The organism is Enterococcus sp. NBRC 3427, assembly GCF_007996925.1.
In the GTDB taxonomy this organism is placed as follows: Bacteria; Bacillota; Bacilli; order Lactobacillales; family Enterococcaceae; genus Enterococcus_B; species Enterococcus_B lactis.
Genome location: NZ_BJLL01000006.1, coordinates 53,098 through 76,256, shown reverse-complemented (window position 1 = coordinate 76,256; position 23,159 = coordinate 53,098). Strand labels below are relative to the sequence as shown.

26 protein-coding genes, 1 riboswitch and 1 other annotated feature are annotated in these 23,159 nt (G+C 39.5%); of the genes, 6 read left to right on the top strand and 20 right to left on the bottom strand.

Annotation, left to right across the window (positions count from 1 at the left end):
* Positions 1 to 15: 15 nt before the first annotated feature.
* The 6 genes from ESP02_RS02640 to rplK form a co-directional block, all read right to left on the bottom strand.
* Positions 16 to 1,218 (bottom strand): MFS transporter, encoded by a 1,203-nt coding sequence (locus ESP02_RS02640; RefSeq protein ID WP_002373126.1) that lies wholly within the window; start codon positions 1,216 to 1,218, stop codon positions 16 to 18.
* A gap of 80 nt (positions 1,219 to 1,298) precedes the next feature.
* Positions 1,299 to 1,988, bottom strand: a complete 690-nt coding sequence (locus ESP02_RS02635; protein WP_002373125.1) for a TVP38/TMEM64 family protein — start codon at positions 1,986 to 1,988, stop codon at positions 1,299 to 1,301.
* 107 nt (positions 1,989 to 2,095) lie between these two features.
* Positions 2,096 to 2,464, bottom strand: coding sequence for a 50S ribosomal protein L7/L12 (rplL, locus tag ESP02_RS02630; RefSeq protein ID WP_002291633.1), 369 nt, complete (start codon positions 2,462 to 2,464; stop codon positions 2,096 to 2,098).
* A gap of 52 nt (positions 2,465 to 2,516) precedes the next feature.
* Positions 2,517 to 3,020: a 50S ribosomal protein L10 gene (rplJ, locus tag ESP02_RS02625; RefSeq protein ID WP_002291634.1), complete on the bottom strand. Its 504-nt coding sequence runs from the start codon at positions 3,018 to 3,020 to the stop codon at positions 2,517 to 2,519.
* A gap of 203 nt (positions 3,021 to 3,223) precedes the next feature.
* Positions 3,224 to 3,351 (bottom strand) — a sequence feature (ribosomal protein L10 leader region).
* 78 nt (positions 3,352 to 3,429) lie between these two features.
* Positions 3,430 to 4,119 (bottom strand): 50S ribosomal protein L1, encoded by a 690-nt coding sequence (gene rplA, locus ESP02_RS02620; protein WP_002291636.1) that lies wholly within the window; start codon positions 4,117 to 4,119, stop codon positions 3,430 to 3,432.
* 103 nt (positions 4,120 to 4,222) lie between these two features.
* Positions 4,223 to 4,645, bottom strand: coding sequence for a 50S ribosomal protein L11 (gene rplK / locus ESP02_RS02615; RefSeq protein ID WP_002291638.1), 423 nt, complete (start codon positions 4,643 to 4,645; stop codon positions 4,223 to 4,225).
* Positions 4,646 to 4,987: 342 nt separating this feature from the next.
* Here rplK and sdaAB point away from each other — a divergent pair, with 342 nt between their 5' ends.
* Together sdaAB and sdaAA are read left to right on the top strand one after the other, a co-directional pair.
* Positions 4,988 to 5,656, top strand: a complete 669-nt coding sequence (gene sdaAB / locus ESP02_RS02610; protein ID WP_010732884.1) for an L-serine ammonia-lyase, iron-sulfur-dependent subunit beta — start codon at positions 4,988 to 4,990, stop codon at positions 5,654 to 5,656.
* A 12-nt stretch (positions 5,657 to 5,668) separates the two neighbouring features.
* A complete protein-coding gene (gene sdaAA / locus ESP02_RS02605; RefSeq protein WP_002309997.1) occupies positions 5,669 to 6,541 on the top strand; it encodes an L-serine ammonia-lyase, iron-sulfur-dependent, subunit alpha in 873 nt (290 codons plus the stop codon).
* 92 nt (positions 6,542 to 6,633) lie between these two features.
* Here sdaAA and ESP02_RS02600 read toward each other — a convergent pair whose 3' ends face one another.
* The 5 genes from ESP02_RS02600 to rpmG form a co-directional block, all read right to left on the bottom strand.
* Positions 6,634 to 7,734, bottom strand: a complete 1,101-nt coding sequence (locus ESP02_RS02600; protein ID WP_002315669.1) for a lactate oxidase — start codon at positions 7,732 to 7,734, stop codon at positions 6,634 to 6,636.
* Positions 7,735 to 7,825: 91 nt separating this feature from the next.
* The gene (locus ESP02_RS02595; RefSeq protein WP_038399105.1) at positions 7,826 to 8,731 is read right to left on the bottom strand and encodes an alpha/beta fold hydrolase; all 906 of its coding nucleotides are present in this window, start codon (positions 8,729 to 8,731) and stop codon (positions 7,826 to 7,828) included.
* 58 nt (positions 8,732 to 8,789) lie between these two features.
* Positions 8,790 to 9,335, bottom strand: coding sequence for a transcription termination/antitermination protein NusG (gene nusG / locus ESP02_RS02590; RefSeq protein ID WP_002294580.1), 546 nt, complete (start codon positions 9,333 to 9,335; stop codon positions 8,790 to 8,792).
* A 100-nt stretch (positions 9,336 to 9,435) separates the two neighbouring features.
* Positions 9,436 to 9,606, bottom strand: coding sequence for a preprotein translocase subunit SecE (gene secE, locus ESP02_RS02585; RefSeq protein WP_002373121.1), 171 nt, complete (start codon positions 9,604 to 9,606; stop codon positions 9,436 to 9,438).
* Between the two features lie 23 nt (positions 9,607 to 9,629).
* Complete coding sequence (gene rpmG / locus ESP02_RS02580; RefSeq protein ID WP_002294578.1) at positions 9,630 to 9,782, bottom strand: 50S ribosomal protein L33; 153 nt, start codon at positions 9,780 to 9,782, stop codon at positions 9,630 to 9,632.
* Between the two features lie 161 nt (positions 9,783 to 9,943).
* On the opposite strand from rpmG, the gene cbpA reads away from it, so the two are divergent.
* Positions 9,944 to 10,588 carry a cyclic di-AMP binding protein CbpA gene (gene cbpA / locus ESP02_RS02575; RefSeq protein ID WP_002315667.1) on the top strand — a complete coding sequence of 215 codons (645 nt, stop codon included), beginning with the start codon at positions 9,944 to 9,946 and terminating at the stop codon, positions 10,586 to 10,588.
* Positions 10,589 to 10,643: 55 nt separating this feature from the next.
* Here cbpA and ESP02_RS02570 read toward each other — a convergent pair whose 3' ends face one another.
* Entirely contained in the window at positions 10,644 to 11,147 is a 504-nt protein-coding gene (locus ESP02_RS02570; RefSeq protein ID WP_002373120.1) for a QueT transporter family protein, read from the bottom strand.
* A 12-nt stretch (positions 11,148 to 11,159) separates the two neighbouring features.
* Positions 11,160 to 11,206, bottom strand: a riboswitch (PreQ1 riboswitch).
* 540 nt (positions 11,207 to 11,746) lie between these two features.
* On the opposite strand from ESP02_RS02570, the gene ESP02_RS02565 reads away from it, so the two are divergent.
* The gene (locus tag ESP02_RS02565) at positions 11,747 to 12,709 is read left to right on the top strand and encodes a diacylglycerol kinase family protein (protein WP_002373119.1); all 963 of its coding nucleotides are present in this window, start codon (positions 11,747 to 11,749) and stop codon (positions 12,707 to 12,709) included.
* A gap of 236 nt (positions 12,710 to 12,945) precedes the next feature.
* On the opposite strand, the gene ESP02_RS02560 is transcribed toward ESP02_RS02565, so the two are convergent.
* The 4 genes from ESP02_RS02560 to ESP02_RS02545 form a co-directional block, all read right to left on the bottom strand.
* Complete coding sequence (locus ESP02_RS02560) at positions 12,946 to 15,516, bottom strand: ATP-dependent RecD-like DNA helicase (protein ID WP_038399106.1); 2,571 nt, start codon at positions 15,514 to 15,516, stop codon at positions 12,946 to 12,948.
* A gap of 19 nt (positions 15,517 to 15,535) precedes the next feature.
* The gene (locus ESP02_RS02555; protein ID WP_002373116.1) at positions 15,536 to 16,195 is read right to left on the bottom strand and encodes a histidine phosphatase family protein; all 660 of its coding nucleotides are present in this window, start codon (positions 16,193 to 16,195) and stop codon (positions 15,536 to 15,538) included.
* Between the two features lie 48 nt (positions 16,196 to 16,243).
* Positions 16,244 to 16,747, bottom strand: coding sequence for a tRNA (uridine(34)/cytosine(34)/5-carboxymethylaminomethyluridine(34)-2'-O)-methyltransferase TrmL (gene trmL / locus ESP02_RS02550; protein ID WP_029682507.1), 504 nt, complete (start codon positions 16,745 to 16,747; stop codon positions 16,244 to 16,246).
* A gap of 220 nt (positions 16,748 to 16,967) precedes the next feature.
* Complete coding sequence (locus ESP02_RS02545; RefSeq protein WP_002373109.1) at positions 16,968 to 17,834, bottom strand: methyltransferase domain-containing protein; 867 nt, start codon at positions 17,832 to 17,834, stop codon at positions 16,968 to 16,970.
* Between the two features lie 108 nt (positions 17,835 to 17,942).
* On the opposite strand from ESP02_RS02545, the gene ESP02_RS02540 reads away from it, so the two are divergent.
* Positions 17,943 to 18,584 (top strand): copper homeostasis protein CutC, encoded by a 642-nt coding sequence (locus tag ESP02_RS02540; RefSeq protein ID WP_038399108.1) that lies wholly within the window; start codon positions 17,943 to 17,945, stop codon positions 18,582 to 18,584.
* Positions 18,585 to 18,644: 60 nt separating this feature from the next.
* On the opposite strand, the gene mgtE is transcribed toward ESP02_RS02540, so the two are convergent.
* The 4 genes from mgtE to ESP02_RS02520 are packed head-to-tail and all read right to left on the bottom strand — an operon-like array spanning position 18,645 to position 22,404.
* Complete coding sequence (mgtE, locus tag ESP02_RS02535; protein ID WP_002315660.1) at positions 18,645 to 20,006, bottom strand: magnesium transporter; 1,362 nt, start codon at positions 20,004 to 20,006, stop codon at positions 18,645 to 18,647.
* Positions 20,007 to 20,023: 17 nt separating this feature from the next.
* Positions 20,024 to 20,923 (bottom strand): RluA family pseudouridine synthase, encoded by a 900-nt coding sequence (locus ESP02_RS02530; protein WP_010732876.1) that lies wholly within the window; start codon positions 20,921 to 20,923, stop codon positions 20,024 to 20,026.
* A gap of 1 nt (position 20,924) precedes the next feature.
* Positions 20,925 to 21,722 (bottom strand): NAD kinase, encoded by a 798-nt coding sequence (locus ESP02_RS02525; protein ID WP_002315658.1) that lies wholly within the window; start codon positions 21,720 to 21,722, stop codon positions 20,925 to 20,927.
* Positions 21,697 to 22,404, bottom strand: coding sequence for a GTP pyrophosphokinase family protein (locus ESP02_RS02520; RefSeq protein WP_002309982.1), 708 nt, complete (start codon positions 22,402 to 22,404; stop codon positions 21,697 to 21,699). The genes ESP02_RS02525 and ESP02_RS02520 overlap by 26 nt, the downstream gene beginning before the upstream one ends.
* A gap of 130 nt (positions 22,405 to 22,534) precedes the next feature.
* Between ESP02_RS02520 and ESP02_RS02515 the strand changes: the two genes are divergently transcribed.
* A complete protein-coding gene (locus ESP02_RS02515; protein ID WP_002373095.1) occupies positions 22,535 to 23,110 on the top strand; it encodes a CYTH domain-containing protein in 576 nt (191 codons plus the stop codon).
* Positions 23,111 to 23,159 lie beyond the last annotated feature (49 nt).

Sequence of the window (23,159 nt, the reverse complement as noted above, 5' to 3'; positions counted from 1 at the left end):
ACAACCTCTTTTCGTCTATTTTTTATTTTCGAGATTTCTCTTTCCTTTAAAAACAACTGTTTGAAAGAAAAACGCACACCCTTGGAAAACAAGTCCGCTAACCGTTACACCTAACCAACCATACTGTTGCCACATGGTCGTCCCTAGCAATGAACCAGCCGCACCTCCAATAAAGTACATAAACATAAATACAGTATTATTTCGGTTGCTTGCTGCTTCACCTAGTCCTTGTACTCGTGTTTGATTAGCGACTTGACCAAATTGATTCCCGACGTCTAATAAAATAATAGCTAAAAGCAAAATGGCCAAATGGCTTCCGCCAACCAATAAAGCAATAAAACTTATTGTTTGCATAACAAGTCCCATATATACGATTTTTCTTTCAGAATAAGAATCTGCCAGTCGTCCCACGATAGGTGCAGCGACTGCTCCAGACAACCCAAAAATCGCTAATATCCCTGCTTCAAATGTCCCCCAATTGTAAGCGGGACTGCTGATATAAAAAATCAACGTAGACCAAAAGATCGAAAATGTGCCAAACATAAAAAATCCGCTGACTGCCGCTTCTCTTAATAAACGTTGAGAGGCAACTAAATGCGGCAAACTTTTGAGTGAATCAAGGTATGAAACAGATGTACTACTTTGCTGGACAGAACGCGGCATCTTCCAGTAAAGCAGAAGTGTAAGAATCCCGACGGCACATAAAGCAAATAAATAGATCATCCGCCAAGAAAAAAGACTGGCAACAATACCAGATACCGTCCGAGAAAGCAAAATCCCTACGAGTAAACCGCTAAGCAATGTTCCCATGACTTTTCCTCTTGCTTTTGGTCCCGCTAGTACCGCACCGTAAGGAATGATGATTTGCGGCACGATCGAAAGTAATCCTATTAAAAAAGAAGCGCATGCAAATAACGCAAACGAAGGCGCAAAAAAAGCGGCCAACAGCGAGATAGCAGATAACGCTGCCATTCGTATAATTAATTTTGGACGATCCACCACGTCCCCTAAAGGAACTAAAAACAGTAGCCCTAGTGCATAGCCTAACTGGGTCAACATTGTTAATATCCCGACTGCACTTGTGCTAACAGATAAACTAGCTGCTACTTTTGTTCCAATCGGTTGGATGTAATACATATTGGCAACAACGACGCCGCAAGTGATTGATAATAATAAAATAAGCGATGTTGTTAAAGGTGTTTTTTCTTTACTCTCCATTGATTTCCCCATTTCCTATCTTAGTTTACAACTTATGGAAAAGATTGGAAATAGAAAAATACAACTATTCGCCACAGTTATTATTTTTGTCTTTGTTTTCCTTGTTTTTTCTTGCGATCTTTATAAATGAAGACAACTAACCCTACTAGCACAGTAACACTTGCAACCAACGTGACTGCAGTTTTGTTATATCCGTGAAACAGAGCTTCTCCCCCACACGCATACAACACAGATGAAGGGATGACTCCAATCACAATCGACATTACGATTTGCTGAAGAGGCAACTTCATCGCATCTGCAGCAAAATTGACCATAGAAGATGGGATCACCGGTATCATGTAACCTAACATTACGCCTATTTTTGGATGTTTCATTTGCCGAATGGATTGCACCCAATGATTCGTTTCGGTTTTCTTATCTAAAAATTTCAATCGGTGCATCAAAAACACAGCGGAGATATTGCCCAAAGCATTCCCTAAAACATTGATACCTGCCCCAATAAACGGACCAAAGCTCAATCCGGCAATGACACCAATAACCGAAGTAGGGATACCCGGAACAGCACACATCACCGCTGTCAACACAATCAAGAGTAGCGATGCAGAAAAACCATGAGAACGAATATGTGCAAGCAGCTCTTCCTTACTTGCTCTAGGGTTTAAAAATAATTGTATATCTGTCTGGTATTCTAAATACAACCGATAACCCACCATCAGTATCAGAACGATTCCCAACGTGATCAAAATCAATCGGATTTCTTTCTTTTTCATATTTCCTCCTGAAAAAAATCTATATTTATTAAATAATAGTTTAACATAAAAACAAAAAAGCACCGAAATCCAAGATAGGATCTCAGTGCTTTCAAATAGTTAAAAAATTATTTAACAGTTACAGATGCGCCAACTTCTTCAAGTTTAGCTTTCAATTCGTCAGCTTCTTCTTTAGATACGCCTTCTTTAACTGGTGCAGGAGCGCCATCAACTACAGCTTTAGCTTCTTTCAAGCCTAAGCCAGTTGCTTCACGAACTGCTTTGATAACTTTAACTTTTTGGTCTCCAGCTGCAGTTAATTCTACAGTGAATTCTGTTTGTTCTTCAGCAGCAGCAGCGCCACCAGCAGCAGCTACAGCTACAGGAGCAGCAGCAGATACGCCAAATTCTTCTTCAATAGCTTTAACTAGGTCGTTAAGTTCTAGGATAGTTGCTTCTTTTAACTCAGCAACGATGTTTTCAATGTTCAATGCCATTATAATTTCCTCCGTTTAAATGTTCTTTTTTATTTAATACTTTATGCGGCAATTAAGCTGCATCTCCATCTTCTTTGTCTGCCACTGCTTTGACAGCGTAAGCCACATTGCGGACTGGCGCTTGTAGTACAGATAGCAACATAGATAGAAGTCCTTCGCGATTTGGCAATTTTGCCAATGCTGTGATTTCTTCCAATGAAGATACTTTACCTTCGATGATACCGCCTTTGATTTCTAATGCTTTTGCTTCTTTAGCAAATTCGTCCATGATTTTCGCTGGTGCAACTACATCTTCGTTACTGAATGCAACGGCTGTAGGTCCAGTGAATACTTCGTCCATGCCTTCAAGGCCAGCTTTTTTAGCTGCACGTGAAAGAATTGAGTTTTTGATAACTTTCATTTCTACGTTAGCATCACGAAGTTGTTTACGTAAACGTGTTACTTCATCAACTGTTAATCCGCGGTAGTCAACGACTACTACTGATGCAGCTGCTGTAAATTTTTCGCTTACTTCATCAACGATTGCTGCTTTTTTTGCGATAATTGCTTCACTCATTTTTGAGTTTCACCTCCTGAATTTTGATGGAAGAGTTTTTTGAACTGAAAAGGCAAATCACTTGTATAGTTTCTTTGCTCAACCAGTATTGTTTATCATCTATTCTCTTCGTTCATAGTGATTCTACTCGCTTTGCTCGAAAGGAAACTCCTTTCGCTTTGCTCAACCAGTATTGTTCATCATCTCTTCACTTCGTTCATAGTGATTCACAATAAAAAACTCTATGCCACCGCAGACATAGAGGGACTATTGAATATATTCAATAAACGTCCTCGGTAGGAAATTAAGGCTTGGAGCCACCTACTGTCTTCGGTACAAGTTAATTATTAACCTCAACTAGCTTAGCATGCTAAACTAGTCGAGTCAAGAATTATTTTTCAGTTGGATCAATCAACGTTCTAATATTTGATTAGAAAGAAGCTTGGTCAACATGGATACCAGGTCCAAATGTTGTTGTGATCGTTACATTTTTCATGTATTGACCTTTAGCTGCTGATGGTTTAGCTTTTAGCAATACATCATGGATTGTTGCAAAGTTTTCAACTAATTTTTCATCATCAAATGAAACTTTTCCGATTGGTACATGGATGTTTCCAGCTTTGTCTACACGGTAAGTTACTTTACCAGCTTTCACTTCGTTTACTGCTTTTGTTACATCCATTGTAACTGTACCAGTTTTAGGGTTTGGCATTAAGCCTTTTGGTCCTAATACACGTCCTAGACGACCTACAGTAGCCATCATATCAGGTGTTGCAACAACTACGTCAAAGTCAAACCATCCGTTTTGGATTTTTTGAACCATGTCGTCGTCACCTACGAAATCTGCACCAGCTGCTTCAGCTTCTTTTGCTTTGTCTCCTTTAGCAAAAACTAAAACAGTTTGTGTTTTACCAGTTCCGTTTGGTAATACAACAGCACCACGGATTTGTTGGTCTGCTTTTTTAGGGTCTACGTTCAAACGGTATGCAACTTCAACTGTTGCATCAAATTTTGCAATGTTTGTTTCTTTTGCTAAAGCTACTGCTTCGGCAACAGGATAAACTTTACTTGAATCAACTTTTTTTAATGCATCTTGCATTTTTTTGCTCTTTTTAGCCATTTTGGTTCCTCCTTGATTGTGGTTATAACGGTTGTACCTCCCACGTGTTCTATATCTTTCAATATAGAGCCAACTGAGAAGCTGCTGTCTTAGGGTGTAGAGATTATTCTACAGTGATCCCCATGCTTCGTGCAGTTCCTTCAACCATGCGCATTGCTGCTTCAACGTTAGCTGCGTTTAGGTCTTCCATTTTTAATTCAGCGATTTCTCTTACTTGATCGCTAGAAACTTTCGCAACTTTATTTTTGTTTGGTTCACCTGAACCTTTTTCGATTTTAGCTGCTTTTTTCAATAGAACAGCAGCTGGCGGTGTTTTTGTAACGAATGTGAATGAACGGTCTTCGTATACAGAAATAACAACCGGAATGATCAAACCTGCTTGATCAGCTGTACGAGCGTTGAATTCTTTTGTGAATCCCATGATATTGATACCCGCTTGACCTAGTGCAGGACCTACTGGTGGAGCTGGAGTTGCTTTCCCTGCAGGAATTTGCAATTTAACGATTTTTTCTACTTTCTTTGCCACGAGACATACCTCCTTAAGTCCGTGATGTGGTTAATTGGAGATGCATATTTCTCCTCCCACGTTTTATCTGATCTGAAAAAATCCAGACAAATAATGTGCAAAACAATGCACACTGGTACAGTATAGCAAATTTATTTGTTTTTTCAAGATTTTTTTCTGCTATTTTTACATTTTGCTTGAATAAACGCTAAATTTATTCTAAAAAAACAACAATTTTTCGTTCCCATTTCTTCTTTTATGTTACACTTGCGCTAGCATGGTTCAACAGATGAAAACAAACAATAACGCGGTTTTTTAGACCCTTGTACAAAGATTCCTACATAATAAAATGAGGTGGAGAAAATGAAAGATTTAAGGTATAGAAGTGTCTTTGATATTATTGGACCTGTGATGATTGGTCCAAGTAGCTCCCACACAGCTGGAGCAGCTAGAATTGGGAAGATCGTACGCAGTATATTTGGCGAGCAACCTGATTCTGTAGATATTTATCTATATGAATCATTTGCAAAAACCTATCGGGGGCACGGAACAGACATTGCATTAGTTGGCGGTCTATTAGGAATGGAACCTGATGATGAACGTTTAGCTGATTCTTTGAAATTGGCATATGAAGCTGGCATGGAAGTCTTGTTTGTTCCTAAGAGTGAAAAAGCCGAACATCCAAACTCTGTAAAGATGCTTCTAAAAAAAGGAACACGAAAGCTTTCAGTTACTGGCATTTCGATTGGCGGTGGCAATATCCAGATTTCTGAATTGAATGGATTCAAAATTTCTTTAAGCATGGGAACACCTACCTTGATCGTTGTCCACCAGGATGTTCCAGGGATGATCGCTAAAGTGACTGGTATACTTTCTGAAACCAATACGAATATCGGTACTATGACAGTGACACGGGAATCAAAAGGCGAAAGTGCCATCATGATCATTGAAGTAGATAATCCTCAAGTTGAAGAAACAGTAAGAAGACTCAAACAGCTGCCAAATATCGACAGCGTAAACTATTTCGATTAAGGAGCTGAAAAAATGTTTTTATCGATTGAAGAATTAGTAGACCAAGCGAAAGCTTATTCAAGTGTAGCAGAATTGATGATTGCAGTTGAAATGGAAATGAGCGGTCGTTCCCGTAGTCAGATCATTGCGATTATGGAAAAAAATCTTTCAGTAATGGAACAATCAATCAACGAGGGAAAAGAAGGTGTCACCTCCGTCACAGGGATTACCGGTGGCGATGCAAAAAAATTAGATGATTATTTGAACGAGGCAGATTTTTTGAGCGGAGAAACGATCTTAAAGGCTGTACGCAACGCTGTAGCTGTTAACGAAGTCAATGCAAAAATGGGATTGATTTGTGCTACACCGACTGCTGGCAGTGCGGGGGTTGTTCCTGGTGTGTTAATGGCTGTCCGAGATCGGCTTGGTTTGTCACATGAACAACAATTGGAATTTTTGTTTACTGCTGGCGCTTTCGGGTTAGTAATCGCGAACAACGCTTCTATTAGTGGCGCAGAAGGGGGTTGTCAAGCAGAAGTTGGTTCTGCAAGTGCAATGGCAGCGGCAGCTTTGGTTTGCGCAAAAAACGGAACTCCTCATCAAGCAGCTCAAGCAGTAGCCATCACATTGAAAAATATGATGGGACTGATTTGTGATCCTGTTGCAGGTTTAGTTGAAGTACCTTGTGTCAAACGTAATGCTTTAGGGTCTTCTCAAGCTTTCATCTCTGCTGATATGGCATTAGCGGGTATCGAAAGTGTCATTCCACCGGATGAAGTCGTTGCTGCGATGTATCAAGTCGGACGTCAAATGCCATCGATTTTCAAAGAGACAGCAGAAGGCGGCTTAGCTGTTACGCCAACTGCTAAGCGACTTACGGAAGAGATTTTAAATAAGAGGTCGTAAAAAAGCTGCTTAGTTTCGAGTATTAAGAGATTAGTTATTTCCATCACAAAAAAACGAAGAGACGCACAGTTAGGCCTCTCTTCGTTTTTTTATTAATCCATCAATTTCGTATTTTTTACTTCATCAATCGTTTTTGTTCCTGCAAGTTGCATCGTGATCGACAATTCTTTGTTCAGATGTTCAAAAACAGAAGTTACTCCTTCTGCCCCACCTAGATTCAATCCATAAATCACTGGTCGACCAATCGCAACTAAGTCAGCACCACTTGCCAAAGCTTTAAAGACATGTTCTCCTCGACGGACGCCAGAGTCGAAAATCACTGGCACACGTTTATTGACTACTTCGGCAATTTTTGGCAATACTTCAAAGGAAGCAGGACCTCCGTCTAATTGTCGACCCCCATGATTAGATACCCAGATACCATCTGCCCCTGCAGAGATAGCGATTACTGCATCTTCTGGCGATTGTATTCCTTTTACGATGACTGGAAGATTGGTGATTTCTTTGATTGTTTTGATGTCATCTGGTGTCAAGCCTTGTTTTGCGGCTGCATAAATTTCTGCAATTCCTTTTCCTTCGCCATTCCCACTTGCACTTTGTTCGCTATAAGCAGCTAAATTAGGCATTGGTAATGGAAATTGGAATTGATTGATCACATCTTCTTCACGGTAACCACCGAGCGTTGAATCTGCCGTTAAAATAATGGCTTTAGCCCCTGCTTCTACTGCTTTTTTCAAAATGAACTCATTGAATCCATCGTCTTTACTCATATATAATTGGAAAAACTGCGGTGCGCCTGGCGCTGCATCTGCTGCATCTTTGATTGTCGTATTTGCATAAGTGCTGATGGAAAAGATTGATCCAGCAGCAGCTACCCCTTTAGCTGTATCAGCTTCCCCTTTTTCATGTGCCAATCCTTGGGCCGCTGATGGCGCTTGGATAATCGGTGTGTCTAATTCAATTCCAAAAACTGATGTATGCAAATCTGCTGAGTCGATTCCGCGTAATATCCGTGGCATGATTTTTTTTGTATTAAAAGAAGTCGTATTTTCTTTCATCGTCCACTCATCTTCAGAACCACCGCGAATATAGCCAAAAGCTCCTGCTTCCATGCGCTCTTTTACACGACCTTCTAGTGAGGCAATGTTTACAATATCGATTGGATGTTCTTCATTACTTGTATGATAAGTCATAGTAGATCCTTCTTTCATCTTCTTGATTACATATAAATCATACTATCCTTACAAAAAGTAAGCAAATTTTTACTCTCGGATCCTTTTCTTGCTATTCGTTCCAAACAAATCGACTAACAAGCTGATCTACTTCTTGGTTTTCATGAAGCATACTATGAGCGGCATTTTCGCCTTTTACTATTTTTTCTTCTACTTCATTTCCGTGTTGTTTCAACAACGCATAGACAGCTAATGCACTGTTTAACGGTACTGTCCCATCACTCAAGTCTGCTTCATCTAATTGTCCGGCAATCAGGAAAAATCGAGTAGTTGTAGGCATATTTCCGATCATTTGCTGATAATCTTGATAGCGGCTAGAAACAACAGCAGGCCCCTTTGCTAACTCCTCTGTCAGAGATTGCCCACTGTCATCGACAAAATCATTAAAAGGTGCACCAATTGCCGTAAATGTCTGAACTTGCGGCAATGACGTATCCTGTCCATATGTTCCTAAATAGCGTAATGCACTAACTCCTCCCATGGAATGCCCCACTATGTTGACTTTGTCTATGCCCTCGTTTTCTTTCAGATACAAAAGACAAGATTTGATCCATTCTGCTTGGTTCCACTCGTTGTTTTTATTATCTTCAAACAATACTTGGACCATCGGGTTGTCTGCTTTTCCAGACAAGTCCCCTTCTGCTTGTATTTGTCCATCTGCTCCTACTATTAAAACTAATTCTTTTACTGCTTTTTGATTTTTTTCCAAACGTTGCAACATCCCTTTAAAGGAATTTTCTGTCCCGCTGTAGCCATGGAAAAAAAGTGTTGGAATAGTGGTTTTTTCTATCACTTTACTGGATTCTACCGTTTTTTCTTTATCAGAAACTACAGTAGTCTTCGTCTTCGTCGTCTGGCAACCACTTATCGCAAACAAGCTGATAAGCACTAAAGCTGCTGTAGCCGCATGTTTGCATACATTTTTGATTCGATTTGTCATTCGCCTCTTCCTTTCCATATAGAAAAAAGAAAGACTTGAAAGGTCAATCGTATGATCGACATTTCAAGTCTCTTTATTAATCGATTTTATCTACTTGATCGAAATCAAGTTCTGTACTTGTTTCACGACCAAACATATCGATGTTGACTTTCAATTTTTCTTTTTCTCCGTCAACTTCTGTTACTTGTCCTTCTAATCCAGCAAATGCGCCTTCGATGATTTTCACAACTTCGCCAACTTCTACTTCTAGATCATTTTGTCGTAGACTCATTCCGATAGAACGCAAGATATGATTGACTTCTTCTGGAAGTAGTGGTGCTGGTTTGCTTCCAGCTCCGTGTGAACCAACGAATCCTGTCACGCCTGGTGTGTTACGGACAACATACCAGGAAGCGTCTGTCATGATCATTTCAACAAGAACATATCCTGGAAATGTTTTATGAACGATTTCTTTTTCTTTCCCATTTTTGACTTCTGTTTCTTTTTCTTCAGGAACAACGACACGGAAAATAAAGTCGGCCATTTTCATACTTTGCGCACGAGATTCGATATTTGCTTTTACTTTGTTTTCATATCCTGAATATGTATGCAAGACATACCAGTTTTTTTCAAAAGATTCCATTGAAGGCTCCTCATTTCATTGTAAAATAAAAAAACCTCAGTACACCCGAAGTTTTTCTTTCGTTTCATTATAGCACTAAAAGCACGTTGTGGCTAGCGAGTTATTTTAAGATCCAGCCAAATAAACTTTGGATTGCTGTATCCATTACGTAAAACATCAACCCGAAAAGAATAGAAGTTTCGATAACTACCAACGTATCTTTACGAAGTTGTTTTCTGCTTGGCCAAGTTACTTGTTTGATTTCATCTTTTACGCTTTTTAGAAATTTCATGAGACATCCTCCTTTGCTGCTGTTTATTTCGTTTCTTTATGTAATGTATATTGATTACAATATTTACAAAATTTGTTGATTTCTAAACGTTCGCCGCTTTTTCCTTCACTGACTGATTTTGTGTAGTTACGAGACCCACAAACGGAACAAGCGAGTGCTGCTTTTTTCTTTGCCATTTACTTCTGCCCCCTTGCTGAGAATCAGACTTATACTTAATAACAGTATCACGTAACTTTTTACTTGTCAATTTGTGAAATAAACTATCTATTGTTTTAGATAAAATTATGATATGATTAATTTGAAATTAAGCTAAAATGAGACAATTGGAGGTATAGCGATGCTATTAAAAACACTTGTATATAAGAAAAAAGATCTGACAACCGTTACAGAGACTAGTACATTAGAAGAAGCATTAAAAATTTTAGAAACTTCCGGATACCGTTGTGTGCCGATCTTAGATTCTTCAGGTAATATTTTCCGTGGAAATATTTACAAAATGCACATCTATCGTCATAAAGCAAACGGCGGTGATATGACGCTTCCTGTCACTCATCTTTTGAAAAATGCCACAAAGTTCATTTATCTGGATACTTCTTTCTTCAAAGTATTCTTTACGATCAAAGAGCTTCCTTACATTGCTGTCCTTGACAGTGAAAATCATTTTTATGGTATTTTGACACATAGCACATTACTTAATATGCTCTCTCAATCTTGGAGCGTAGAACAAGGAAGCTATGTGCTGACAATTGCTTCTACAGGAAAGCAAGGAGATCTGGCTGCTATCGCAAAAATCATTTCAAAACACAGTAGCATTGCCAGCTGCATTACTCTTGATATCGAAAAAGACGAATACATCCGACGTACGTTGATTACGCTGCCGGCAAACACTGAACCGAAAGTATGTGAAACGATCGTCAACCACTTAGAGAAAAAGAATTATAAAGTGGTAGAAATCGAAAATTTGCAAAACCAAGAAGCATAATAAAAACGACAAAAGAAGTACAGCTCAGCTGCTTTCTTTTGTCGTTTTTTTACAATTAGATACGCTTTTCAAAATCAAGCGAACGATCTAAATAATACATCAGTGGTGCTGAAACAGCCATGATGATGAACTCGCTTAATGCAAGTGTACCATAGGTTGTCCAAAATGCTTGGCCACCTGTCGGAACTAGCATATAAGCAATCAATCCCATGCTGATAGTAAAGAAGATCGTGTTCAATACTAAACGCATCTTTACATTTGTCACTTTGTTTTGCAATAAAGCTGTCAGACCTAAAGAAAGCAATGTTTGGCCACCGCCAAAAACCACATCCATGATACCAAATCCAAAGAAAGCATTATAGACGATGACCCCGCCCAAAACTCCCCAAAGTAATTTACGGTTAAAGACAACTAAATGATTCAAACTTTCTGAAATACGAAACTGGATCGGCCCTGAGGATACAGGCGCAACTAAAATAGTTAGCGCTAGATAAAGAGCCATGATGATACCATTTACAACGATTACGGACAACCGTTGTCTGCTTTTCGTTTTTTGCATTTTCTCTCCTCGTTTCTCCTAGTTTTTTTAACGCGGGATGGTTGATGAACCGCGATTATGTGAAACAAACAATAATTATAACAGACTTTTCATTTATTTCAATCTGTCTTATCTACTTTTGAAAAAAGTAAATAAACAAAAATGTAAACGCTTGCTAAAAGTCTCAAAATATGGTATAAGATAAGTGTAAGGGGTCATAAGAATTCCCAGTAAAGCAGACGAAATAGGTTCTGCACGAAAAGAATTGTTGTGAAACTTAAATAAATAAAAAAGGATGTGGGAATTTGAGCAACCTCTTACTAGAGAATAGTCTAGCAAGTAGCTGAAGATCTAAGTGGACATACCGAACCTTGGAACTTCTCCTTACGTAAGTAATGGATGATGCGCTTGCTAGGCTTTTTTGTGTTTTTCGGTCTTCAGACCTTTTTCATTCTCCTAGTCTTCTGCTATAATAACCAAGAATTAATTTTGTAACAGGTGTTTTTTTGTAAAAAACAAGTTTCTTTCATTCCAAAAATAGAAAAAGCTTGCTAATTATTGGTTAACCAGCAAACAGGATGATTAAAATATCTTGTTGTATTGAATAGCAGGAGGAAAATATGAAATTCCATTATCATTTATTGATCAATCCATCGGCAGGCAGTGGAAACGGCCATAAAGTAGCAGAAAAAATCTTGCCAGTATTAAAAAATAAACATGTCGACTATACCCTTCATTACAGTGAATACAAAGGACATGATGCGGAGATTGCTGAAATTCTGGCAAAAGAAACATTAGTACCTTGGACAGAAGAACAGGAAACAATCGAAACTTTCCCTCTTTTGATCATCGTAGGAGGAGACGGTACCTTGCATCAGGTACTTGATACTTTCTATCAGATGGAAGTTGAATTTCCTGTCGCTTATATTCCAGCAGGCTCTGGAAATGATTTTGCTCGAGGAGCGGGACTTTCAAAGAATCCTAAAAAAGCACTTCAGCTGATTTTAGCAGCTCAATCACCAGATAAAGTCCATATAATGGCTTATGAAGAAAAAATAAGTGAAAAAAAAGGAATAGCTGTTAATAATTTCGGTATTGGATTAGATGCGGCTATCGTCCATGCGACAAATCATTCTTCTACAAAAGAGCGATTGAACAAATACAACTTAGGTTCTTTTTCGTACTTGTTCTCTATTCTCCGGACTTTATTTACTCAAAAAGGATTTCCAATTCTAGTGGATGCAGGAGGAAAGCAGTTAAGTTTTTCAAATGCATTTTTATGTACAGCAACGAAGCATCCTTTTTTTGGAGGAGGAATCGCAATTGCTCCAACTGCAGATGCGTCTAAACCAGTCATTGATTTTGTCGTGGTCGAACGAATCAATATTTTTAAAATCATATGGCTTATCCTTTTACTTATGCAGAAAAAACAATTGAAATCGAAATATTTCCATCACTACACAACAAACAGATTACGAATCGTTTCAACAACGCCGCAATATGGTCAAGAAGATGGAGAAGATGTCGCTCCTCGTCCTTTTGATCTGCAGTTTTCTACAAAAAATCAGTTATTTTTCAAGTAGTTTCGAGTATGTAGAAAAATTTTGTGGAAATGGCTGTTCACATTTTTGCAAAAATTTGACTTCATACCGAGAAACTGTCTTTTGAACACCGTTTACCAAGACGGCATGAACCTACAATTTCACTCCAAGTCACCAAGAATAATTTCAAAAAGCGGATGAGGCACACGTCGTGTCACATCCGCTTTTTAAGTGATCAATATTGCCAATAAATAGCGCATACGTATCGTCAGATTCTTTTATAATGTATACGGTGTAATGTTTTCCATACCAATCATTGGATCTACTAATTTCTGATTAATCGCTTCTGCAGTAAGAACGAACTCCTTAGGAACAGCAGGTTCTATCTCTTCTTTCTTTTCTTCCACAACCGATGAAGAAAACAGATCTGGTTCTACTGTTTCCATTACTTGGTTTTTCGATTCATTCGTTCCACTGTCGTCTTTTATAGGTAACTTTTCTTTTATGTCCTGCGACTCTTTCGTATAGGTCCCATCTTCAAATGGATCATTTCCAATCAAAGAATCTTCATAAGCTGCTAGTTTTGTCCGCAGAGTGATAGTCATTTTTTCATTATCGATGATTCTTGATTTCAACGTAGTCATTCGGCTTGCCGATTCATTCGCTACACAAGTGGCATACGCTTGCTCTTCCCCTAACAAAATCAACAGTTCCTTACTCCGAGTAACCGCCGTGTAGAGTAGATTACGCTGAAGCATACGCTGATATTGATGGACCATGGGCAAAATGACCATTTTGAATTCACTGCCCTGTGATTTATGGATCGAGCAACAATAAGAAAGAGTAATTTTATTCCACTCGTTTCTTTTATAAGTGACCTCATTTGCATCAAACTGGATAACTAATTCATCCACTTTATCTTCCGAATCTTTTGCCAAGATAATCCCCGTGATTTCTCCCATATCCCCATTGAATACATTCAATTCGGGAGTATTGACTAACTGGAGTACTTTGTCTCCTATCCGATAAACGGTGTCGTTCCAATGCACTTCCTTTTTCCCAGGTCTCCCTGGATTGAATATCTCCTGCATCATTTTATTTAACGCATCGATCCCTGCTGGTCCCCGATACATTGGTGCTAATACTTGGATATCTTGTGCACGGAATCCCTTATTTTTCGCTTTTTCCACAATTTTAGAAATCAAGGGTTCAATTTGATACGCGTCGCTCCGGAAATAGGAACGATCTTTTTGATTCTTTGTGAAATCTTTTGGTAGACGTCCTTCTTTGATTTCATGGGCAAGAGGAATAATACTAGAACCATCACCTTGTCGATAAATCTGATTGAGTTCCATTTTAGGAATTTGTTCGATTTCCAAAAGGTCATGTAACACTTGTCCAGGACCGACAGAAGGAAGCTGATCTTTATCTCCTACTAGGATAACCTGCATATTCGTCGGAATCGCTTTGAATAATGTGTTAGCCAGCCATGTATCGACCATAGACATCTCATCAACGATCAAAAGTCCGCCTTCTAATTCTTTCGTGCTGACTGAAGGTGTTTTTTCCCGTCCATTCAGCCCAAGTAAACGATGGATTGTACTGGCAGGCAGACCTGTTGTCTCGTTCATTCGTTTAGCTGCCCGGCCAGTGGGTGCTGCAAGCAGAATAGGAAAAATTTCTTGGGTATATTTTGACGGATCCAATTCCAGACCATTCAACTCTGCAAAAAGATTGACGATCCCATTGATCACAGTAGTTTTCCCCGTACCTGGTCCTCCTGTTAAAATAAATAGAGGAGAACGGATGGCTTCAGCGATTGCTTGTTCTTGCGAGGGTCCATACTGTATACCGAATATTTTTTCGATACGCCGAATATTTTTCTGCACTTCTTTTTCAGGATAATGGATTTCTTTTTTACGGCTGAGCAGACGCTGGATGGAATTGCCGATTCCCCATTCAGAAAAATACAAACTGTTTTCGTAAAGATTCGTTTCTTCTTGTTGGATTTTTCCTTCTTCAACAAGCTGGATAATCACAGTAGCAACCTGATCAGGCAGAATTTCGATTGGACGACTTGTTTCTAAAATACGGATGGTTTGCTGAAGCAATGTTTCCGCCGGTACGTATGTATCTCCTGTTTGAACAGCATGCTGAAAAATCTGATGCAAGATGGCTGCTCGGATTCTTCTAGGTGAATCTGCTGCAATACCGATTTGTTCGGCTAGATTATCTGCACGTTTGAACCCGATTCCTTCTATGTCTTCGACTAGCTGATACGGATTTTCTTCGATGATATCCAAAGACTCGTTCTTATAGGTCTGATAAATACTGAAGGCTAACTGACTACCGAATCCATAACGATTCAATCCCATGATTACTTGGTCCATCCCGTGATTTAGACGAATGGTCTCAGCAAGCATTTCTCTTTTTGGCTTCGTTAAACCAGCGATTTGTTTTAATACCGAAGGATCAGCAATGATTTTTTCGATAGCATCTTCTCCCAGCAACTCGACGATTTTCTCTGCTGTTTTCTTACCGATTCCAGGGAATTTTTCGCTGGAAAGATAAGCTACGATCCCATTCGCAGTTGTTGGTTTTTCTTGCTCATATCTTTCGACTTTAAGCTGTCTTCCGTATTTAGGGTGATCCACTAGTTCTCCATAAAAACGATAGGTCTCATTTTCTTGGATATCGCCAAAGCTTCCGGTAACTACAATCTCTTTTTCACGGTAATCAGCTGTGGTTTCGCTGATGTGTACCAAAAGCACTTTGTAAAAATTACTAGGATTTTGAAAAAAAATCGCGGCAACTGTACCAACGAAATAAGGCATTTCTTCTGGCTGCATCGGAAGCCGCCTCCTTCTTCTATAGTAAAGGTTCTGGTGCTGTTTCAGTTCCTAAAAAATCTGTTTGGTTCCATACCTTCAGTTCATACGACAATAATTTGCAAGGCTCTTCAGTCTCTAAAATCGTCAGGCTGCTATTGAACAAACCGCCCATTTCCCGCAACTCACTTAGCTCTTTCCCTGTCATCCATTGAATGGCAGCAGTTAATGAGGCCCCATGACCTACGAATAAAAGAGGTCCGTTTTTATGTTGAGCAACCGCATCCGCTACAACAGTTTCAATACGTGTGATTGCTGATTCAATCGTTTCTCCATGAAAAGGAGAAGGATCATATAGATCTAAGTGATTACGCAAATTCGGCAGATTATCTGGGTATTTCTGATACATTTCATCGATTGATTGTCCTTCTAAAGTACCTAGCCCTAGTTCTCGCAGTTTATCTGTATAAAAAATCTCTACCGGACGAGCAAGCTCTTTATTGATACCTTCTGCTGTATCGCGTGCTCGTTTTGCTGTACTGGAATAAATTGCTTTAAAAGGAACATATTTTACTTTTTTCCCAAATGCTTTGATTTCTTCATAACTTTGAGGCAAAAGCGGAGAATCGCCATTGCTCCCTTGAAAACGTCTTTCCTGATTCCATTGTGTCTTCCCATGTCGGGTAAAATATAGTTCCATACGCAGCAAACTCCTGTCTTTCTTTTATTTTACTCTATAATAAACTGTCTAATCCAGCTTGTCATTTTCATAATGGTGCGTTAATTCTAAATTAGGGAATCCTTGCTGACGAAGTGCTTCGTACACAATCATTGCAGCTGTATTCGATAAATTCAATGAACGAACATGCTCATCATTCATAGGGATGCGCAAACACTTTTCCTCGTTTTCGCGCATAAACGTTTCTGGCAAGCCAGTTGTTTCCTTTCCAAATAAAAAGAAGTGCTCTTCTCCATCAGCAAAATTTTCTTCACTGTATACCTTATGGGCAAATTTTGAGATCAAGTGTAGTTTACGATCACCTAAAAATGCTAAAAAAGCTTCTAAATCACTGTGATAAGTAATATTTACATCATTCCAATAATCTAACCCTGCTCGTTTCAGATGTTTGTCATCCGTTGAAAAACCTAGGGGCTCAATTAAATGAAGCGGCGTATTCGTGGCCGCACACGTACGGGCAATATTTCCGGTGTTTGCAGGTATTAACGGTTCGAATAAAACGATATGATTCATCAGGACCATTCCTCTCATATTTATGTTCGTTTCTATTTTCTGACAATTTGATTTTTGCATAAAAAAAAACGTATCAACTCGGTGTCAGTCACTGCGAGTCGTTACGTTAGTGAAGCTCTTCTCACTAACTTTTATCAGAACAGGAACCTGATAAAAACCAATGAAAAAACAACTTGTTGCTACTATAACACCCTCAACTTACTTTTGCAACCTCTACTCTTTAAAAACTACTAGAAAACCGTTTTCTCTTAGTTCCTTTTAATAATTCTATGTCAATTGTAATCTTATTCAAAGGATTCTTGTACAAGTCTGCTTTGATTTCCTCCTCCACTTGCCACTCTAAGGGCGACATTGCTAAAAGATCTTTTCGATTTTCTTCTGGTATCTCAAATTCATAGGTCACACGCTGACGTTCAGTTAGTTTCATCGATTCAGTAAACTTTGCGACTACACGATCATTGGAATAGCTTTGTTTTTCAGGTTGATTCGGATAAAAAGCCTGACGCAGTTCTTTTAAATAATTTTCTTGCGGCACTACCTTCAGCACCTCTCCATCTTCTGACAGTACACGTTGAAATTCTTGGTAATGAGAAGGCGAAAAGATATTTAAGATCGTGTTAAATGTCTGATCAGCAAATGGCAAATTGGTCAAATCCGCTACACACCAAAATGCCTCGACAGATTGTTCCGTAGCTGCATAGACCCCTTCTTTTGAAATATCAAATCCAACAGCAGTTTGAATCTTTTTCAATTTTGAAAGTTCATTCAAGAAGCTTCCTTCTCCACAGCCGACATCTAATAGCGAGGCTTCATTAGGCAGATGCTGTGCGATAGTCTCAATAACAGGCTGATACATGCCTGATTGGATCATTCTACGCCTTGGAACGAACATTTCTTGATCATATTCTGTTTTAACCCCGTGGGATAAAAAGTAAAGTGTTCCTTTTTTGGACAGATCAAAACGGTGATTATTTTTGCATATCAAGCCATTATCAGACTTTTCTACCTCTTCTTGGCAAACTGGACAGCGGAACAGCTGATGTTTTTCTGCCAAAAACTGGCGTCCTCGGTCAATTTTTTTTAACATAGTTCCCCCTCATTTCTGTTTTATCTTACCGTTAGATGCTCACTTTGGCAACTGGTAAAAATATGATACAATGCCTACAAGAAAGTGAAAGACAAAGGAGAAGATCAGATGATCAAAGAATTTTGTGCTGAAAACTACACATCTATTCCTCTGGCAGTTGCCAGAGGAGCTAACCGAATCGAATTATGTGACAACTTAGCGGTCGGCGGAACGACCCCAAGTACTGGTGTGATCGAAGAAACATTAACTTACGCAGGGGAAAAAAATATCCCTGTAATGACGATTATCCGTCCTAGAGGGGGCGATTTTGTCTATAACGATATCGAATTGAAAATTATGCATACTGATTTGATTGAAGCAAAGAAATTAGGGACGGATGGCGTAGTTTTTGGTTGTCTTACTCCCTCAGGATGGCTAGACGAAGAAGCATTGGAACTATTGATCGAAACCGCAGAAGGCGTACAGATCACCTTCCATATGGCTTTTGACAGTATTCCTGAAGAACGGCAATTTGAAGCAATCGATTGGCTAGCAGCGCACGGTGTTGACCGTATCTTGACGCATGGAGGCCCTGCTGATCAAACGATTGAAGAACATTTCCCACGGCTCAAAGAATTGATTGACTATGCAGATGGCCGTTTGATCATTTTGCCCGGTGGTGGCGTAACAGCAGCGAATGCAGCACATGTAGCTAAAGAATTAAACGTGAGTGAAGTCCACGGAACTAAAATCGTTGAACTTCAGCCATAATCTTATAAACAAAAAAACATTGGCAACAAGCAGTATACTTGTTGCCAATGTTTTTGCTTTTTACATAAAATACCCCATAAATAAAGAGGCAATATTGAAATAAATCAGTACACTTGTCAAATCACTCAAGGTCGTGATAAATGGACCGCTTGCTACCGCTGGATCAAATCCTAGACGATCCATCAGCATCGGAATCAAACTACCTGCAAGATTCGCCACTGTTATCGCAAACAACATGGCCATCCCTATCACAAACCCTAAGATAAAATTATGTTTCCAAAAGCCCACGATCAGAAAAATCGTAATCCCTGTAACAGCTCCTGTTACGACGCCGGTCAAGACTTCAGCCAAAACAAGTCGGACAAACCCGTGATCTTTGTCATCAGAGATTGCAAGTCGACGGACAGCCACAGCCAGCGACTGGGTTCCAGCATTACCAGCTGTTCCTGTGATCAGCGAAATGAAGACCGCTAAAATGCTCGCTTCACTTACCAAGTCTTCATAATGACTGATTAAAGAAGCAGTAGACATACCTAAAAACAACAGAGTGATTAGCCAAGGCAAACGTCGAGATGCTGCCTTTACTGGATTTTCATTGATTTCTTCCACATTGACCCCGGCAAGTCCTGAATAATCGCTGGCAGCTTCATCATCAATAACGTCAATGATGTCATCAACTGTGACGATTCCCAACAAATGATCATCATAATCGGTGACAGGAAGAGCTAAGAAGTCATAATCCCTGAATGTTTGTGCCACATCTTCTTGGTCGTCGCCTACATGAACTGAAAGCACCCGCTCGCTCATCAGATCAGAAATCATAGCATCATCATCATTCACGATTAGGTCGCGTAGAGAAATAACCCCCACTAGTTGACCTTCTTGATTAACGACATAGATGTAATAGATTGTTTCAGCAACATCTGCTTCATTCTTCAACACATACATCGCAGAGCGAACGGTTTGATTTGCTACGATCGAAACAAATTCAGTAGTCATGATTGCACCAGCTGTTTCGTCTTCGTAATGGAGCAATTCCTTGATCTCACTGGCATCGTCTGCAGACATCAAACTTAAATATTTAGCAATTTGCTTTTTATCTAACGTATTAAGCAAATCGACAGCATTATCTGTATACATCTCAGAAAGCATATCCGCTGCATAGCTAGGACGCATCTCATCCAGATATTCTTTCATATGTTCGTTGTCTTCTTCAATCACATCGAACATATCCGCTAATTCTTTAGGCGACAGATAGGAATAGATCAGCTGCCTGTTCTCTTCTGTAAGAGATTGGTAGAACTGCCCCTGCTCATAGATATGCATCTCTAAAAAACTGTTTCTGAATGCCTGAATATTATTTTCCCTTAAATCTTGAGTCAACTGGGCAAATCTTTCCTCTAATTCTTGATTTTCATCCAAACCAATCTCACCTCGCCTTATTCTTCAAACCGTCTCACAACTGCCTCCATGTCTGCGGCTAAAGGCTGCTTGAACTCCAGCAGCTCTTCTGTAAATGGGTGGTAAAAACGCAGATCATAACAATGAAGGGCTTGTCTTTTTATTCCCAGATCCATTCGTCCGCTATACATATCATCACCGAGCAGTGCACAGCCAATGGCGGAAAAATGAACTCTTATTTGATGTGTCCTTCCTGTATGCAACTGGATATCAACTAACGCGATTTCTGCTAGTCGCTTCTCTATCCAGTACTCCGTCTGTGCAGAACGTCCTTCATCAGAGACCATTCGCTTCAGTAGCGAAGAATAATCTCGGGCAATCGGCAAATCGATATGTCCATGTGCCGATAAATTTGAAAGCATTCCACTGACTAATGCCTGATATTTTTTTACAAACTTCTTTTCACGAAGCTGCGTGTCTAATTTCGCGTGCGCAAACCCATGCTTGGCAAAAAGCATCAAGCCAGACGTATCACGGTCTAGTCGTGTAACTACATGGATTACTTGGTTTTCGTACCCTTGTTTTTTGTAATAAGCCTTTACACGATTAGCCATTGTCCCATTTGGATGGTATTGGGCAGGAATGGACGAAACGCCTGCTGGTTTGTTTACTACCAGAACATGTTCATCTTCATACACGATATCGATCGGCGTTTCGTCCAAAAGTACGGTTTCATGTTCTCCTTCAGCAGGAATCACAATGGTTACCTTATCATCCTTGGCTAGAGAAAACAAGACATTTTCTACTTGATCATTGACTTTGATTTGACCGCCTTGAAATTTTATTTTCGCTAACAGACCTTTTGAGATCCCTTTTTCTTTTAAAAAATATTTTACCTGCTGAGAATGATCTTTCTCATAATCCCATGTAAACTGCATATTAATCCTCACCAATAAAGGCATCTTTCACGCGATGCCAAAAATGCATATGTCGATAAGAAGCAAAATGGATCCGTTCTTCTGCTATGCGATAATAAATAGAACGGATATCTGCTTTTGCGACATTCAATTGATCAACCGTTACAAGATAATCTTCTGTATTTTCCAATTTTATTTCCAACCACTCATCATGGGCAATCACGATCGGAGAACCCAAAGTACGAAACACTCGATTATTCAGCGAAGCAATCTCAGCCAATTGAAAGGCATTGATACTAGGATGGATCACTGCACCGCCGACACTTTTATTATAGGCAGTCGAACCAGTGGGTGTAGAAATTGTCAATCCATCTCCTCTGAAACTTTCAAACAATTCATTTTTAATGTATACATCGGCTACCATCGTACGATTGGCCCGTTTAATCGTTGATTCATTTAGTGCTAAAAAATGCTGATCAGGCGTTTCATCCAAATAACTGATCCGAACATCCAGCAAGGGATAGCTGACACTTTGTTCCCGATTTGTTCGCAAGCTGTCTACTAGTTCTTCCAGCTCGTAATCTCGCCAATCAGTATAAAACCCTAAATGACCTGTATGCACGCCTAAGAAACGCACATCATTCAGACAATGACTGTAGTGATGAAATGCCGATAATAATGTGCCATCTCCACCAATTGAGATGACCAATTCTGGCTCATGATCATCTCGCTGGATCCCAGCTTGTTCTAATAGTGTGTTCAAGCGCTCAGCCACTTCTATGGTCTTTGCTTCTTTATTGTGAACGATCGCTACTTTCATCCCCTGCCTCCTCTCTTTCGCTTTCTTTCTTCAAAAGCGTTCGATAGTAGACATCATCTGATTTTCCTCTTCCATGGGAGAACAATCGCTGTGCTTCTTGGATTTCTTCACGGATACTGGACATCTCTTCATCCAGTTGATACGCAGCTTCTGCCGCACGCTGAAGTCGTTCGCTCATTTCTTCTGGAAAAACGCCTTGATATTTATAATTCAGCGAATGCTCGATCGTTGCCCAGAAATTCATCGCAAGGGTCCGTATTTGGATTTCCGCCAAAATTTTCTTCTCACCACTGATCAGCTGTACAGGATACTCGATCACCAGATGATACGAACGGTAGCCACTTGCTTTCTTATTAGTGATGTAATCCCGTTCTTGAAGGACTTTCATGTCTTTTCTTTTACGGATAATCTCAACAACTTGATGGATATCTTCTACAAACTGACACATGATCCTTAAGCCGGCAATATCAGACATTTCTTCTTCTAAGCGTCCCATCGGAATATGACGTAACTGTGACTTTGTTACGATACTGTCAACTGGTTTGACTCTCCCAGTGACAAATTCAATTGGAACATGACGATTTTGTTCACGAAACTGTTTACGGATTCCCCGCAGTTTCACTTTCAATTCTGATACAGTTTGTTCATATGGTGCTAAAAATGCTTCCCAATCTCGTTCCATAGCTGATACCTCTACTTCATTAACATTCATTGTTTATTCTACCATATATGCAAAGTTTTTTCGTACTCTTGATTTATGCATTGACCAAAAAAAGAAAATTAGGCAGAATAGACAAAAAGGAGTCGATCAAATGACGCAAATGCTTGAAATCGAATATAAATCTATGCTGACAAAGCAAGAGTACGAGATATTCATCACTCACTATCAATTAACAGACAAAGATTTCCGTGTACAGACTAATATTTACTTCGATACCGTTGATGAACAGCTGAAGAAACAAAATTGTGGTCTACGGATCCGTTTCGTTGGTCATCAAGCTGAATATACATTAAAAACACCTGCTGAGGAAGGGCGTCTCGAAACGACGGATACCTTTATAACAGAAGAAGCAGAAGCATTCATCTTTCAAAACCGTTTGCCTCGCTCGGGCGCAGTTTTTCAAAAACTTTCTGATTTGAATATCGATCCTGCTTCATTGATCCAAACAGGAAAGCTTACAACAAAACGGGCTGAGTTCCCTATTGAAGAAGGACTTTTAGCTATCGATGAAAGCTGGGGAGACAATCTTCACGATTTTGAACTAGAACTAGAGGTAGGGGATGCATCTGCGGGAAAAATTGCTTTTATAAATTTTTTAAAACGTTTTTCTTTGCCTTATCGTCCTGCTAAAAACAAGATCCAACGTATGCTTGAGGCTAAAAATTAGAAACCTTTCATTTTCACAAGGCACTTGAGTTCATTTTTTTACTTTTTTC